We start from the raw sequence: 15,078 nt of genomic DNA on the forward strand, positions 1-15,078 counted from the left end.
AACGGGCCCGGGCGCTTTCACCCATCCGGATTAGGGCAGGCTGTCGGGGGCCTTGATCCGCAGGCGTGCCTTTTCCAGGAGCTGCAGGGCTTGCTCTGCGTCGTGCGGCGCTTTCAGGAATTGGCGCATCCCTTCAAACGCCGGCGCCACCAGTTCCGCCCTGGCGTCGCGGTCGAAAAAGTAGGTGAGGCCGGCGGCGGCGGCCAGGATGGCGCTGCTGCCTTCGCCCAGCGGCATAGGCGACAGGTTGCCGCCGGACTGGGCCGGGATAGTCTGGTCCGCTTCGGCAATGTGGCGCAGCGACCCGCTCTCGGCCAGGAATGCCAGGAAACGGTTGCGGGCGCCCGGGTTGAGGCCGGCGGCCGGCAGCACCAGCACGTCGAGCGGCGCCTCCTCATACGCCGGCATGGCCGGCGTGTAGTTCGGGAACGCGAAGAAGCCCATGTCGGCAGCGATCGCTTCTGGAAACCTGGCAGCGATGAAACTGCCGATCAGCGTCATGCCCACGTGGTTGCGGTATAGATAGGGCAGTACGCGGTCCATTTCCTGGTCCATGGTCGCTTCCAGAAAGTAGCCCTTGCGCAGCAATTCGCCCCACACATCGAATACCTGTCGCACCCGAACGTCCGTGAAGCGCACGTCGCCGCGCAGCAGCTTGCGGTGGAAGTCGATGCCGTTGATGCGCAGGTCCAGGTAGTCGAACCAGCCAGCCGCCGGCCAGCCGCTTTTGGCACCTACCGCCAGCGGCGTCACGCCGGCGGCCTTGAGCCGTTCGCACAGTTGCAGAAATTCACTCCAGGTGGCCGGCGGGCGCAGGTCGAGCCGGGCGAACAGCGACTTGCGGTAGACCAGGCCCCAGACATAGTAATACAGCGGAAAACCGTACACCTCGCCATCGATCCGCGTGCCTTCGATCGTGGCGGGATGGAATTTCTTCTTTTTCAGCAGCGCGACCGTCTCGGCGTCCAGCGGCGCGAGCAGCTTGTCTTCGGCCGCATCGCGCAGGCGCTGGCCCGCGTACCAAAAGGCCAGGTCGGCGCGCCCGGTGCGCAGGCGGGCGGCAAAGTCACGCTTGTACTGCTCCTGGGGGAAGCCGTTGTGGATGATCTGGATGTCCGGATTGGCTGCGGCGAACTGGCTGATGGTGCGTATCCACGCGCTGCGCTGCGGCGTGTTGGAGATGACATAGTCGATCACCAGTTGCTCGGCGGCGGCGGGGGCACTGGCTGCGGGCAGCCATGCGGCGGCAAACACGAGGCCCGCCGCCAGCCAGTGGCGGGCGCGCGCGTAAAGCCGGGAAACAGGCTTGGTCGGGACTGCATGCATACATGCAAGTCTGTGCTCCCCAATGGTGCATGTCAACTGGAAGCGGAAACGATGACCGGGCTACGAGCGGGCGGCCGCGTGCTGCACGGCGTCGGCCACCGCGTCGGCGGTCACCGCGGCCAGGGTCCAGCCCAGGTGGCCGTGGCCGGTGTTGTAGAACACGCCCGGCGCGCGGCCGCGTCCCACGCGGGGCATCATGTCCGGCATGGTCGGCCGCAGCCCGGCCCAGGGCACCACCGAGCGCGTGTTCACCTCGGGGAAGCAGCGCTCCACCCAGGCCACCAGCGGACGGATGCGGTCGGCCCGGATGTCGCGGTTCATGCCGTTGAATTCGGCGGTGCCGGCGATGCGCAGGCGGTCGGGACCCAGGCGGCTGGCCACCAGCTTGGTGGCGTCGTCAAGCAGGCTCACCTGGGGCGCGCCGCGCTGGCTTTCCGGCGTGTTCAGGTTGACGGTGATGGAATAGCCCTTCACCGGGTAGACGTTCACATGGTCGCCCAGCATGGCGCCGAAGCGGCGGCTGCCGGTGCCGGCGCAGATCACGATGCCGTCGTAGCGCTCGTCCTGCGTGCCGACGCAGATGCCGTGGGCATGGCGCGACAGCTTGTCGACGTCACGCCCGTAGATGCAGCGCACGCCCAGCCGCTCGCTGGCTGCCGCCATGCCGACGGTGAACTTGTGGATGTCGCCGCTGGCGTCGCTCTCGGTGTAGAAGCCGCCGTAGTAATGGCCCGCCAGCGTGGGCTCGATCGCGCGCATCTCGTTTGGCGTGACCGCGCGCCGCTCCAGGCCGCCCTGGGCCAGCAGGCGCGTCACCTGCGCCGCGTGCTCGAAACCGGCCTTGTCGTGATAGATGTGCAGGATGCCCTTGCGCTTCAGGTCGAACTCGATGTTCTCGGCGGCCGCCCAGGCGTACAGATGCTGGCGCGCTGCCACTGCCAGGCGGGCGGTCTCGATGGTGTTGCTGCGGTAGCGGGGAATGGCGCGCACGAACTCGGCGAACCACGATAACTGGTGCCAGCTGGCGGACGGCCGCACGAGCAGCGGGGCGTCGTGCCGCCACATCCATTTCAGGCCCTTCACCACCGTGGACCAGTGGTTCCAGGCTTCCGCGTTGGAGGCGGACAGCTGGCCGCCGTTGGCGAACGAGGTTTCCATGGCAGGGTAGCGGTGGCGTTCATACAACGTCACCTCCAGGCCGCGCTTGGCCAGGGCATAGGCGGTGGTGACGCCGGTGATGCCGCCGCCAATGACTGCGATTGTTTTCATGGGTTAAACATATTACACGATCCCGCAGCTGAGCGGGCGGCAGCGCGGCGGGCTGCCGTGGTCGCTGGCTATCGATTTGCTCGCCGGTTTTTCTCCCGTTTTTGGCGGCTCCTCCTATGAGCGGGCGACACGGGACTGGCCGATCTTCGATACGTTGCTCTTATTGCATGCCTGCGCTAATGTTGTCCCATCGACACGCAGTTCAACCGTTTGTGGAGCTTACATGGATAACGTTTCAATTACCTTTGCGGCAAGGCACATCGCCCGCTATACGCCCAAAATGGAGGAAGAGGCCTGCATCCAGATGGCGATCAGCAAATATCTGCATCGCAAAATGATGGGCCAGCTCGAAACGGGGAATGTCAGTACCTTGCTCTTCATTAAAGGCAAGTACGAAGAGCGTATGGATGCCGAGATAGGGCAGGCGGCCAAGGTGAATGTCCAGCCGCGGATCGCGCAAACAGCCGGGCAATACATCCGAAAGGCGATCTCCGTCAGCCTCAACGAGGCGCGAGGCGAGTACACGATAAAGATCGTTTCGCGCCCAACCGGGCTCAGGTTTGACACGGATGGCAACAGCCGATGCAATCACTACGTCGGACTGGATACCTCAGCGTCAACCTGTACCGTCAAGCCTGAGATTGTCCGGGCCATTGTACGCGCTAACAAGGTCTTCTCGGACAGCAGCTCGGACTCGCAGTAGCGCTTGCGCTGAGCGGCTCCGCGCGGCGCCAGCGTGGTCACAACCCTTGGGCGCGGGCAGCCAGTTCGCTCGGCGTGCCCCACAGGAGCATAGTGTCGCGCAGTGCGGACAGGCTTTGCTGGCGGCGCTCGTTCCGCGCCCCGTCCGTTTCCTTCTCGCCGCCGGCATCGTTGGCCTGGTACAGGGCCAGCGAGGACATCAGATCGCGCTCCAGGCTGAAGTCGGATGGCGTGATCTTATCGGACACCTGCTTGCCCATCACATACTTCAGTACCTGCTCGGACTGGCTGGCGGCCTGCCGCAAGGTGGCCTTGAACAGCTTGCCTTCCTTGTAGCCCAGCTCGACGTTGCTGCTGGCGCTGTCGTCGATCAGGTGGTAGCTGTAGTTCTGCGACTGCGGCGTCACGTCCAGCATCAGATCGCCGCCTTTCTTGGACGGTTCGTGGAATTGCGCGGTCAGGCGGGACTGCTGGGTCTGGGAGATGGAGCGGTCATCGCGCCGCTCGCCTTCGGTGCGCGTGTTCTGCGACACTTCATAGGAGAAGCTGTCCTTTTCGCCCAGGCGCAGCGGGTTCGGCCACTTGGCAGCCTGCGTGACGGAGGCGCTGAAGTCGGCCAGGCCGGTCAGCACGGCATGGTCTTCGGCCGCCAGCGTCCACTTGTCGGGCAGGGAAAGGCCGTTGTCGCGCGGGGCTTCGCGGACGGCGGTGCGGCTCATGTCGGAGAACGCGTCCTTGAACATGGTCATCAGGCCGGCGTCGCCATGGCCGCGCGCGGTGGCCTGGTCGAACTGCTTCAGGTAGCTGTTGATCGCCTTGGCTTGCTGCTCCTTGGTGCCCAGGCTCTCGATTTTGCTGGTGTCGATGCTCACTTCGGCATTGCCGGACGCTCCGCCAATGTTCACCTTGCGCTGCTTGCCGTCCGCATGGAAGTCCAGGGTTTGCGTGCTGGGCGGCACCGTGGATTGTTTTACTGCGGCGTGGAAGTCCACCGATTGCAGGAATTTGCTGTCGAACTGGGACAAAGCGCCCAGGCGCACCTGCGGGTCGTCCTGCGTCATGCCGTCGATGGCGTTCTGGAAGCCTGCGGCCAGGCTGGACAGGGCAGTGCGCTCATTGTCGCTGAGCTCGGCGCTGGCACTCATCTGCAAGGCCATGCCATCGTCCAGGTTGGCCAGGCTCAGTTCCACCTGCACGCCGCTGCGGGTAGTGATGCTGAGTGTGAACTTGTTGTCCACCGTTTCCGGTAGCTTGGCCTGGTCCACCGGCACGGCGGCGCCGCTCTTGAACTGGTTCAGCATGGCGGCGCCCAGGTCCTTGAAGCGGGCCGCTGTGGTGGGCGGCAGGGCGGCAGCTTCGGCTTCGCTCTGCCTGGCCGCAGCCAGGCTGGCCGGGCTGAGCTTGACGATGGCGGACGGCGCGGTCCAGCCAGGCGCCGTGGCAGCGGCTTTTGGCGCGCTGGTGGCTGGCAGGCGCGGGGTGACTGGCTGCCAGTTGGAAAGTGTCGATATGGAGGTCATGCCTACTTAACGGCAAATGTTGCTGTTAAGTTTAGCCTGTGTAAAATTACGTAATGACAATACTTTGATTGGTGCCGCGCGGATAGAATGCGGGCATCCATTCATTCTCTTGTCCCATGCAAAAAATTCTTTTCACATGCTGTGTCGCCGGCAGTGCCGCGATGCTGCCCGGTAGCGCCGCCATGGCCCAATCCCAACCGGCCGCCACGCCCGAAGTGGTGGTGAAGGGCGCACCGCCCAAAAAGGAAGCCAAACCGGAACCGAAACCGGAAGCCAAGGCCACAGAAACCGGCGTGCCGGTGCCCTCGGTCACGGTGGCGGGCGAGCGCCCCACCAACCGCATCGACCGCCAGGTGTACGACGTGAAATCGGACGTCGGCAGCACTAACGGTACGGCGGCGGACGCGTTGAACAACGTGCCGTCGGTGGCAGTGGACCCGGACGGCACCGTCACCCTGCGCGGCAGCAGCAACGTACAGATCCTGGTGGATGGCAAGCCGTCCGCCATGATGCAGGGCGATAACCGCGGCGCCACGCTGAACGCGATGGCTGCGGACGATATCGAATCGGTGGAAGTGATCAACAATCCCGGCGCCCAGTTTGGCAACGAGGGCGGCGGCGGCCCCATCCTGAACCTGGTGATGCGCCGCAACCGCAAGCCGGGCGGCTTCGCCACTATCAACGCCAACGGCGGCAAGGACGGGCGCTACAACAGCGCTGTCTCCGGCAGCTACAATGAAGGCGCGTGGGGTTACCAGGGCGGCATCAACGTGCGCCACGACGGCCGCAATTCCACCGGCTCCACCGTGCGCGACCGCATCAATCCGGTCACCGGCGCGGCCGAGCACAGCACGCAGGACTCCACCAGCAAGGGGTTGAACGACTCCGTCGGCCTGAATGGCACCGTCAGCTACAACCTCGGCGCGCAGGATACGCTGACGGCCAGCGCCAACTACACCGCGCGCGGTAACGACCAGAAGTCCAGCGAACACTACGCCACCGCCAACGGCGCGGCCACCATCAGCGACTACCTGCGGACCACGCAGCGCGAAGGCGACAGCAAGAGCTACAGCTGGGGCGCGCGCTGGGACCACAAGGGCGACGCCCCGGGCGAGAGCTTGAAGACGGATCTGCGCGTGTCCTCCACGGACAACGACAGCGACACCAATTACAGCAACGCCTACACCGTGCGTCCCTTCAATGCGCCGTCCGACCGCAGCCGGCTGTCCAATGACACCAGCACCCGCATTGTCGACCTGACTGGCGACTACGAGCGCAATATCGCCGGCGGTTCGGCCAAGCTGGGCTACAAGGTGGCCAACACAAAGAGCAGCTTCGACACGCAGTACGTGGACATCAATCCCGCCACCCTGTCCGAAACCGTGAACCCGTCGCGCACCAACCGCTTCAACCTGGACGAGACCACGATTGCGCTGTACGGCTCTTACCAGATGCGGCTGAACGACCGCTGGGGCGCACTGGCCGGCCTGCGCGCCGAGCATACCGGGATGGACATCGAGCAGATCACCAGCGGTATCGCAGCCCGTAACAGCTACATCAACTACATCCCCAGCTTCTTCGCGACCTACAAGGTGAGCGAGACGGCGAACATGCGCTTCAGCTACGCGCACCGCATCCGCCGGCCGATGGCGAACGACCTGAATCCCTACGTGGTGTACCGCGACGAGTTCAACGTCTCATCCGGCAACCCGATGCTGAAGCCGGCCAAGACCGGTTCCTTCGAGGTGGGCTACGAGACCAGGTTCGGCACGCTGGAAACCAATCTGCGCGCCTACTACCGCGATGAATCGGATACCATCGTCGAGCGCAGCACCTTCATCAGTCCGACCGTGCTGCTGACCACACGCGAGAACGGCGGCACCAGCCACTCCAGCGGGCTGGAGTTCACCGTGAGCGGCAAGCTGACCCCGTCGCTAACGCTGAACACCAGCGGCAACCTGGCGCGCAGCGAGCTCACCTCGCGCGACCTGACCGGTGCCGACGTCACCCGCAACGCCAGCTCGCTGAGCGGCCGCGCGCGGCTGAACTACCAGCTGGACAGCGCCACCCAGCTGCAGGCCATGCTGCAAATGCAGGGCAAGACGCTGACCGGCCAGGGTTACCGGGAGCCGAACCGTACCCTGAACCTCAGCATGCGGCACGCGCTCACGCCGCAGCTCAACCTGGTGATGAACGTCACCGACGTGCTCGACAAGAACAAGATGGCCACCGTCATCGATACGCCGCTGCTGAAGGAGAGCACGATACGGCGCTTCGACGGCCGGGTGTTCTACGTTGGCCTGTCATACCGCATCGGCGGTGCGGCCAGCTCGGCCGAACGCGGCGAGCAGCAGTTTCAGGGGCCGCGTCCGGGGCAGGGGCCGGGCGGGCCGCCGCGCGGCGACGGCCCGGGGCCGGGCTTCTAGGAGGCCGCCGAAGCGTGCTGATATGCTAATATCCAAGCTTTAGATCAGCGCGCGCGGCACTATGGAGACTGTCGTCATACCGGGGATTTTTCAGCTGGACCGGTCCAGGAACGCCACGGTGCAGGTGTTTGAACATTTGCGTGAGCTGATCGTCACGCTGGCGCTGGAACCGGGCGCGGTGTTGCCCCGCACTGAGCTCACGCGCTACTTCAATTTGTCCGCCACGCCCATCCGCGATGCCCTCACGCGCCTCGGCGATGAAGGCCTAGTAGACATCTTCCCCCAGCACATTACGCGGGTGCGCAGCGTGGACCTGGCGTCCGCGCGGCAGGCGCATTTTCTGCGCTTGTCGGTGGAGCTGGAGATTGTGCGGCTGCTGGCCGAGCAGGCGGATCCGGTTCTGGCGCTGGCGTTGCAGCAGTTGGTGGAGCAGCAGCGTGCCTGCCTGGAGACGGGCGACCTGAAGAATTTCACCCGTATCGATCTGGCGTTTCACCAGAAGCTGTATGAGGCGGCGCAGCTGGAGCAGCTCTGGAGCGTGATGCGCAGCAGCAGCGGCAACCTGGACAGGCTGCGGCGGCTGCATCTGCCGCTCAATGGCAAGGCGCAGTCCATCCTTGAGGAGCATGGCGCGATTGCGCGCGCCATCGGCGCCGGCGATCCTGCTGCCGCACAGCAATGCGTGCGGCAGCACTTGTCGGGCACCTTGTCGGAGATTGAGCAGTTAAGGCGGAAGTATCCGAGCTTTATGTTGCCGAATCCTTGAGGCTTGGCGGGTTACGCGCTGCGCGCTAACCCGCCCTACGCAATGCGCCCCATTCCCGTATGCCGTATTCCGTAGCCCCGTAGGGCGGGTTAGCGCAGCGTAACCCGCCGCAGCCGCTAAGGCCGCTCGTAAAATTCGGCCTCCACGATGGACAGCACACCTTTCGGCGTCTGGTTGGCGCCAGTGTCCGCGATGGCCTGGTTCGCCACTTCGGTGAGCTTGATGGCGTTGCGCTCGTCGGCCACGCCGTTCAACGCGATGCGCACGGTTTGCCCAGCGTTGGCGGCCAGCGGCAGCGTCACGTAGCCCAGTCCTTTAGGCGTCATGCCATCATAGACCTGCTTCCCGTCCACCTCCACCTGCAGCGGATAACTGCGCTCGCGCCAGCCGGACAGCTTCAGCACCACCTCGCTCAGCTTCGCCGGCCGCGCCAGCTTGAAGGTGATCGTGCCTTTGCCCGCTTCGCTGGCCCACTTGGTGGTTTCGTCATCGTCCACGGTGTTGCCCGCGTCGGCCGCATTGCTGGCCGCTTCCACGGCGGCCACCGGCACCGCTATGCGCGAGACCTGGAACGACGGCGTGGCTGGCGTGGGCCCGCGCTGCAGGTTCAGCGGTAGGCCGTCCGCCGGGAACTGGGCCGACAAGCCATCCTTCACCTGTACCGGCCTCGACACCAGCGTGAGCTCGGCCGAGGCCAGGTCGGCGGACTTTGCGCGCAGCGTGATCTTGCCGGCCTGTGTGGCGCTGCGCAGCAGCACCCGGTTCACGCCGCCTTCCACCGGCAGCGTGCGGGACAAGATATGGTTGCCCGGTCCCTGCGCGATACCGCCGCGCCATTCCGCCGGGCCTTGCAGCTCGAACGCCACGGTGTTCAGCGCCACCGGATTGCGCCGGCCTTTGGCATCCACCACTTCCACCTGCACCAGTGCCAGGTCCGCGCCGTCGGCCTGCAGCCCCTTGGGCGAGGCGATCGGCGTCAGCCGCAGCCGCGCCGGCGCGCCGGCCGTGGCCAGCGCGGACTCGCACACGGCCGTGCCCTTGGCGTCGTAGCCCACCGCTTTCAGCTCGCCCGGCTGCCATGCCACGTCGTCGAAGGTGAACAGGAAGCGCTCGCTCTGGCGCCCGGCGCCAATCTTTTTCCCGTTCAGGAACAGATCCACACGTTCCGCGCTGGACACCACGCTCACCGGCTTGACCGTGCCCGCCGCGTAGTTCCAGTGGCCGATAATGTGGGCACGCGGCTTTTCCACGTCCACCCAGCCGTCCCACATCACCTGATGCGCGTAGTAGCCGTCCTTCGGAATGCGCATGGCGTCCACCTCGCCGCTGCGGCGGTAGTTGTTGGCGCCGCGATGGTGGGTGTTCGAGTCCGAGAAGATGATGTTGACGCCGCCGCTGGACACGCGCGTGCCGGTGCCGGGACGCTGCTCCCAGTAGTCATACCAGCGCTTCACGTTCTCGATGGCGTGCGAGTCCTGGTTATGGTTGTAAGCCGGCGCCGGCTGGCCCTTGTGCGGCGGGCCGTCGCCGTTCTTGTGGAAGGGCGCGGTGTATTCGTCCCAGTAGATGCGGGCGCCCTCGTCGCGCGAGTATTCCATGGCCCACATCGGGATGCGCGCGCTCTTGTTAATGTAGAGCATTTCGCCGCCATATTCCGCCACCTGCTGCAGTTTGGCACTGAGCATTTCGCGGCTGCCGGACGCACGGCCGCCGTGCGGGTCGAACTGGTCGCGCAGCGTCTTCATCTCCAGCATGTGCGCCTCGCTCACGCCGCGGTTGCCGCTCTCGTAGAACACGATGCTGGGGTTGTTGCGGTTGTAGATGATGGAGTCGCGCATGGCCTCGACGCGCTGCTCCCAGCGGCGCCCGGTTACGTCGGCCTCCGAGTCGCCGGGCGGCATGGCTTGCATCATGCCCACGCGGTCCAGCGATTCGGTGTCCTGTTTCCACGGCGAGATGTGCATCCAGCGTATCAGGTTGGCGTTGCTGGCCACGGCCAGGCCGTTGCTGTAGTCGCTCAGCCATGCCGGTACGGACATGCCGACGGCGGGCCATTCGTTAGAGGTGCGCTGTGCGTAGCCCTTCATCTGGATGACGCGATCGTTCAGCTTGACCATGCCGTTGCCGAACTCCGTCTTGCGGAAGCCGGTGCGGGTGGTGACGCTGTCGACCGCCTTGCCGTCCACTTTCAGCGTGGTCACTACGTCGTACAGGTAGCCATAGCCCCAGCTCCAGAAATTCAGCCCTTGCACGGCGGCGCTCGCCTTGACCACGGCGGTGGCGCCGGGCGCCACGGTCTGCGCGGGCGAGGTGAACTGCGCCACCTGCTTGCCGTCGCGGTCCTTGATGCGAACTTCGTAGGTGAAGGCGCGCGCCTCCGGATATTCGTTGCGGACCTCCGATTCGGCCGCGATGGTGGCGCGGCGGCCAGGAATGTCGAAGTCGCGGGCGTAGACGTAGACGCCAGTGGTCCCGAGCGTGGAATACAGCGGCAAGGTCTGGTACAGCTTGTCCGTCACGTGCAGGCGCACGTTTTTCGGCAGGCCGCCGTAGTTGGCGTTGAAGTTCTTGTCGGACCACTGGTAGCGCTGGTTGGTGGCCTTTTCGCGGTAGTCCCAGCTGTTATCGGTGCGCACCGCCACCACGTTGTCGCCGGCCTGCAGCGCGGACGTGATGTCGAAGCCAAAGGCGTTGATGCCGTTCTCGTGCAGGCCCATGCGCTTGCCGTTCACGTACACCTCGGCAGCCTGGCGCGCGCCCTCGAACTCGAGGAATACCTTCTGGCCGGCGGCGGAGGCGGGCAGAGTGAAGTGCTTGCGATACCAGGCAATGCCTGTGCTTTGGTCCACGATGTCCTTGCTGAAGGCGTCGTCCTCGTTCCAGGCACGCGGCAGGGTGACGGCTTTCCAGGCGCTGTCGTCGAAGGCCTGTTGGGCAGCGTCCGCAGGGTCGGCCACGGCCAGCCGCCAGCCGGGATTGAAGCTGTAAGTCTGGCGTTCGGCGTGGGCGGGCAGGATCAGGCCCGCTGCGATGAGGGCGGCGGCCAGGCGGAGGCGGGGCAGGCTGCGCGGCGAGGTTGGACTTGGTTTCATTGTCGGGCGAGGTGGGTCAGGGAGGAGATCAGGGAGGAGATCAGGGAGTGGGCCGCGCAGCGGCGGCGGCAGGGTTGCCGTAGTACTTGGGCGCGCCGTCGAATGCAATCTCGATGCGGTCCAGGATGAAGCCGGGGTCCAGTGCCAGGACTTTCAGGGTATGCGGGCCGGGTGCTAGGTCCGGCAGTGCGATGTTGCGCACTGCGCTGTTGGTCAGCACGTTGTTCTTCCACTCGTCGCTGCGGCCGTGGGTCGTGTAGTCGAGCGCGGCGGGCGGTTGGCCGTCCAGGCTCACGGCGATGCGCAGCTTGTTGGCCGAGGTGAGCGGATGCACCGGCACGGCGACTATTTTCAGCTGCGCGGCGCCCCTGGTGTGGCTGTGGAAGCGGTAGAGCAGGGCAGGTGCGGTAGCGCTTGCGGTGCCTGTTGCGTCTACCTTATTCGCCGTGTCCACCGCGTTCGCCGCGCCCACCGCGCCCAGCTCGCGCGAGGGCAATGCCAGGTCGGCGCGCATGCTGGCGCCAAAGCTGCCCAGGTCGATGGCGGACCAGCCGGCTGTTGCCGCGCCGCTGGTGGCGGGCAGTGTGATGACGCGTTCGTGCTCGGTCGCCACGCCGTCGTCCGCCCCGGGAGCCCATTGAATTTTCGCCTGCAGCTGGTCGCTGCCGCAGGCAAAGCGCAGCTGGCTAGCGCCGCTTCCACCGCTGCCCCCGCCGCCCTCGCTGCCGCCGGCCACGTGCGCGCGCCCGTCATAGCGCACGTCGATGCGCTGCTCGTAGCCATTGCTGTCGTTGAGCGCGCCCTTGCTGGCGGACAGGCTGATGCCCGGCGGGACCGAGGTGGCCGACCATGCTTGCTGCTGTGCGCCATACTGGATCAGCGTCACCGTCTTGGTCTCCGCCCGCCCACGGGTGAAGGCTAATGATCCGCCCTGCGCGGACAGCGGTGTCGGATATGCCAGCCCGCAGCTGGTGCGGCTGGCGCTGGCGTAACTGGGGAATGCCGGCGCATCGAACACTGGCAGGCGGCGCGGGGCAGCGTCCATCATGCCGCGCCACTTGCCTCCGCCGAGGGCGTTGTAGCGCGCCGTGTCCGCAACGATGGCCGCCTGCGCCGCTGCCGCCTGCCGTGCATAAAACTGGGCAGCCGGACGGCCCATGCGTGCATACTGCGCCGCCAGGTCCAGCTTCAATATGCGCGCGTTCAGGTTCGCGCTGGCCCGCACCGGATACAGCACCAGCTCAAAGTACGCATCCTGGCTGGCAGCAGGCAGCGCCGCTCCGATGGCCTGTGCCCGCAGCACCAGCGCCTGGTAGCGCGCCAGCCGCAGCTCCGCTTCCTCGCCGCCCGATTGCATATAGTCGGTCTGGCGCGTGGGGGTAGTGGGTTCGGTCTGGCCGAAACCCATAAACTCCGGGCGGCGCTCCCACGCCAGGCTGTAATATTCCTGCATGATGGCGGCGATGGCTGGCGCCTGGGTCGCACCGAACTGCATCGCTAGCCAGTCTTGCAGATGTTGGTTCGCGCCGCGCGCCAGCAGGCGCTGGTCGAACGCCAGGTCGAGGAAGTACTGCGTGAGGTATTCTGCAGGCTTGATGTCGCCCACATTCACCACCCACACTTTGTTCGCGCCGGTGCTGGCTGCGCGCTGCAATTGGTCGCGGATCAGCCCTGGATGCGTGGTGCCCAGCCACAGATAGTCATGCGGCCTGCCCCAGTAGGAGATGTGATAGTACAGCCCCGCGCCCCCGCTGCGCGCCGCCTCGGCCGGTGTGCTGAGCTGGTGCAGATAGCCATAGTTATCATCCGGCCAGACCAGCGTGATATCGTCCGGCAGTGCCAGGCCGCTGTTGTATATGTCCAGCACCTCCTTGTACAAGGTCAGCGCCTGTGGAATCGCGGACAGCGGCTGCCCTAACGACTTGGCCAGCATGCCGCGCTGCAGCTTGATCACGTCCGACATACCGCCGCGCGCCTCCTCCAGCGTTTTCGCGCCTTCCATGGCTGAATCGTGCACGCCACGGATGCCCATGGAATAGAAGTTCTCGTAATCCTTCACCTCATCCACGCGCTGCTGCCAGTAGCGCGCCAGCGCGTCGCGGTTGGTGAAGAAGTTGAAGGCGCCATCTCTCTTCTTCCACTCGCGCACGTTGTTGCGCATCATGGGCTCCGCGTGCGAGGTGCCTACCACGATGGCATAGTCGCGCGCGGTCTGCGCGTTGCCGGGCATTTGGTAGAAGGGCTTCGTGGAGTCGTGCATGGCAGGCCAGATCAGGTTGGCCTTCAAGCGCCACAGCAGTTCGAAGATGCGCGCGTAAGTGGCCGGGCCGATGTCGCCGCTGCTGTCGTAAGTCTTGGCGGCCCACGGCTGCAAGCCCCAGTCTTCGTCGTTCAGGAACACGCCCCGGTACTGCACGGAAGGGCGTTCGGAAAGTATGCGTTCGGCGCGCACCTCGGCCACGTCGCGCGCGGCGGGCCGCACGTCGGCCCACCATTCCCAGGCCGATACGCCCAGTTCCCGGCTCAGGTCCACCGTGCCGTAAACCGCACCGCGCGTATCGGAACCGGCAATCACCAGCAGCCGCGTGCCGGGCTTGCTGCGCGACGGCTGGCTGATGCGGAAGTAGCGTTCCCACTCCCCCTTGAGACTGGAGAAATCGAGGTGTTCGCGCAGTGCCAGCTCGCGCAGTAGAGGGCTGTCGTGACGGCCGATTACCACGCAGACGCGGCCGCAGTCGTCCAGGCCGCCGGCGGCCAGGCGGCGCGGCGTTTTGCCGCTCACCGACTGCAGGTCGCGGCGCAGCAGCCCGGCCGCCAGATCCATGGTGACGCTGTCTTCGGACAGGACGTCGGCCACGCCATCCGGACCTGCCAGGCGGATGTTTTCCGCGTGACAGACCTGCGCGTTCAGCAGCGTGCCGAGCAGCAGCGAAGCCAGTGTGGATTTCAGTGTCAGCATGGAGTGGCCGTGAATTTTGACCACTGAAATATTAGCATGGCAGAGTTCGGCGCCGATCACCCGGTCCGCTCAGCCGGATGACTATTTGGCCAACGTGTCTTCTAGCGGCAAAGCTTGCCGACTTCCAGCGGCGGCGCAGCGGGTTTCGCTTGAGGCAGGCTAATACCTCTCAGGCTGGCAGTGCGGGTGATGACCGAGCCGCCGCCCGGCACGGAGTAGGCGGGATCGGATTGCGCCTGCGCCAGGGTAACGTAGCGTGCGCCCGCCGCGTTCAGCTTCGCCATCAGGTCCGGCAACATGACGGCGCTCCAGCCGCCCAGGTGGGTCAGCAGCACTTGCGGGATCACGCGGCCATACACCCGTTGCGACTGCTCCTCCATGCGCGCGATAGCGCTATCAACGCCAGCCAGATATTCCGCCTTCATGGCCTGGATCGCGGCGGTATCATCTTTGGCCACGCAGCGGGCGTAAGCGTCCGTGTAGACCCAGTCGTCGAAGGCGAGGCTCACGTCGGCCACCTTGTAGCCGCGCTTGTGCAGATAGTCCAGCGCCTCCTTCTGCCGCTCGCCGCCGGCGCTCAGGAAGGGGAAGCGCAGATAGCGCCAATCGGCGCCGGCCATCCTGGATGCGACTGGCGGTTCGCCCGCCACCACATCGGCAATCCACGCGTCCAGTGTCGGGGCGCGGGCCAGGTCCAAGTGGCTGAAGGTGTGGTTACCCAGCGGGTAGCCAGCCGCCCGCCATGCGTCGAGCGCGGCCTCGCCGTCTGCGGTGGTCGCCAGCTTGGCGGCGTTCACAAAGCCGAACGCCTCCGGCACCCCGTTGGCCCGAAATACATTCAGATGGGTCTGGGTGATGCCCAGCCACGTCATGCCTGGTGGCAGAGGGCCATGCACCGGGAGGTCGTCGACGGTGATGGCGACATCGAAGGGGGCGGCTGCCGCCAAAGCCGGGATCAGGAGGAAAAGCCCCAGGGCGCGTTGCGGCCACATATCCGTGCGAATCATCGTCTTCCTTT

The 15,078-nt window shown here is 65.6% G+C and carries 9 protein-coding genes; 3 read left to right on the forward strand and 6 right to left on the reverse strand.

Annotated features, from left to right (window positions below; genetic code table 11):
- Positions 1-30: 30 nt before the first annotated feature.
- Together ASC94_RS00960 and ASC94_RS00965 are read right to left on the reverse strand one after the other, a co-directional pair.
- Positions 31-1,326, reverse strand: a complete 1,296-nt coding sequence (locus ASC94_RS00960) for an ABC transporter substrate-binding protein (protein ID WP_056389432.1) — start codon at positions 1,324-1,326, stop codon at positions 31-33.
- A gap of 60 nt (positions 1,327-1,386) precedes the next feature.
- Positions 1,387-2,595 carry a D-amino acid dehydrogenase gene (locus ASC94_RS00965; protein WP_056389435.1) on the reverse strand — a complete coding sequence of 403 codons (1,209 nt, stop codon included), beginning with the start codon at positions 2,593-2,595 and terminating at the stop codon, positions 1,387-1,389.
- A gap of 223 nt (positions 2,596-2,818) precedes the next feature.
- On the opposite strand from ASC94_RS00965, the gene ASC94_RS00970 reads away from it, so the two are divergent.
- The gene (locus ASC94_RS00970) at positions 2,819-3,298 is read left to right on the forward strand and encodes a hypothetical protein (protein WP_056389438.1); all 480 of its coding nucleotides are present in this window, start codon (positions 2,819-2,821) and stop codon (positions 3,296-3,298) included.
- Positions 3,299-3,335: 37 nt separating this feature from the next.
- On the opposite strand, the gene ASC94_RS00975 is transcribed toward ASC94_RS00970, so the two are convergent.
- Positions 3,336-4,817, reverse strand: coding sequence for a hypothetical protein (locus ASC94_RS00975; RefSeq protein ID WP_056389442.1), 1,482 nt, complete (start codon positions 4,815-4,817; stop codon positions 3,336-3,338).
- Positions 4,818-4,999: 182 nt separating this feature from the next.
- Here ASC94_RS00975 and ASC94_RS00980 point away from each other — a divergent pair, with 182 nt between their 5' ends.
- Together ASC94_RS00980 and ASC94_RS00985 are read left to right on the forward strand one after the other, a co-directional pair.
- Positions 5,000-7,243 carry an outer membrane beta-barrel family protein gene (locus tag ASC94_RS00980; protein ID WP_229417122.1) on the forward strand — a complete coding sequence of 748 codons (2,244 nt, stop codon included), beginning with the start codon at positions 5,000-5,002 and terminating at the stop codon, positions 7,241-7,243.
- Between the two features lie 61 nt (positions 7,244-7,304).
- The gene (locus tag ASC94_RS00985; protein WP_056389448.1) at positions 7,305-8,009 is read left to right on the forward strand and encodes a GntR family transcriptional regulator; all 705 of its coding nucleotides are present in this window, start codon (positions 7,305-7,307) and stop codon (positions 8,007-8,009) included.
- A gap of 116 nt (positions 8,010-8,125) precedes the next feature.
- Here ASC94_RS00985 and ASC94_RS00990 read toward each other — a convergent pair whose 3' ends face one another.
- The 3 genes from ASC94_RS00990 to ASC94_RS01000 all read right to left on the reverse strand — a co-directional run bounded on the left by ASC94_RS00990 (position 8,126) and on the right by ASC94_RS01000 (position 15,067).
- A complete protein-coding gene (locus ASC94_RS00990; RefSeq protein WP_082615992.1) occupies positions 8,126-11,101 on the reverse strand; it encodes a sugar-binding domain-containing protein in 2,976 nt (991 codons plus the stop codon).
- A gap of 40 nt (positions 11,102-11,141) precedes the next feature.
- Positions 11,142-14,060: a glycosyl hydrolase 115 family protein gene (locus ASC94_RS00995; RefSeq protein WP_056389454.1), complete on the reverse strand. Its 2,919-nt coding sequence runs from the start codon at positions 14,058-14,060 to the stop codon at positions 11,142-11,144.
- A 101-nt stretch (positions 14,061-14,161) separates the two neighbouring features.
- Positions 14,162-15,067: a polysaccharide deacetylase family protein gene (locus ASC94_RS01000; protein ID WP_200955522.1), complete on the reverse strand. Its 906-nt coding sequence runs from the start codon at positions 15,065-15,067 to the stop codon at positions 14,162-14,164.
- Between the last annotated feature and the right edge of the window lie 11 nt (positions 15,068-15,078).

This window comes from Massilia sp. Root418 (genome assembly GCF_001425265.1).
Classification (GTDB): domain Bacteria; phylum Pseudomonadota; class Gammaproteobacteria; order Burkholderiales; family Burkholderiaceae_D; genus Rugamonas.

Bases quoted from the DNA above. Each gene is read 5' to 3' on its own strand.
- ASC94_RS01000 (WP_200955522.1), bottom strand. From the start codon at position 15,067: ATGATTCGCACGGATATGTGGCCGCAACGCGCCCTGGGGCTTTTCCTC.
- ASC94_RS00995 (WP_056389454.1), bottom strand. From the start codon at position 14,060: ATGCTGACACTGAAATCCACACTGGCTTCGCTGCTGCTCGGCACGCTG.
- ASC94_RS00980 (WP_229417122.1), top strand. From the start codon at position 5,000: ATGGCCCAATCCCAACCGGCCGCCACGCCCGAAGTGGTGGTGAAGGGC.
- ASC94_RS00990 (WP_082615992.1), bottom strand. From the start codon at position 11,101: ATGAAACCAAGTCCAACCTCGCCGCGCAGCCTGCCCCGCCTCCGCCTG.
- ASC94_RS00970 (WP_056389438.1), top strand. From the start codon at position 2,819: ATGGATAACGTTTCAATTACCTTTGCGGCAAGGCACATCGCCCGCTAT.
- ASC94_RS00960 (WP_056389432.1), bottom strand. From the start codon at position 1,326: ATGCATGCAGTCCCGACCAAGCCTGTTTCCCGGCTTTACGCGCGCGCC.
- ASC94_RS00985 (WP_056389448.1), top strand. From the start codon at position 7,305: ATGGAGACTGTCGTCATACCGGGGATTTTTCAGCTGGACCGGTCCAGG.
- ASC94_RS00965 (WP_056389435.1), bottom strand. From the start codon at position 2,595: ATGAAAACAATCGCAGTCATTGGCGGCGGCATCACCGGCGTCACCACC.
- ASC94_RS00975 (WP_056389442.1), bottom strand. From the start codon at position 4,817: ATGACCTCCATATCGACACTTTCCAACTGGCAGCCAGTCACCCCGCGC.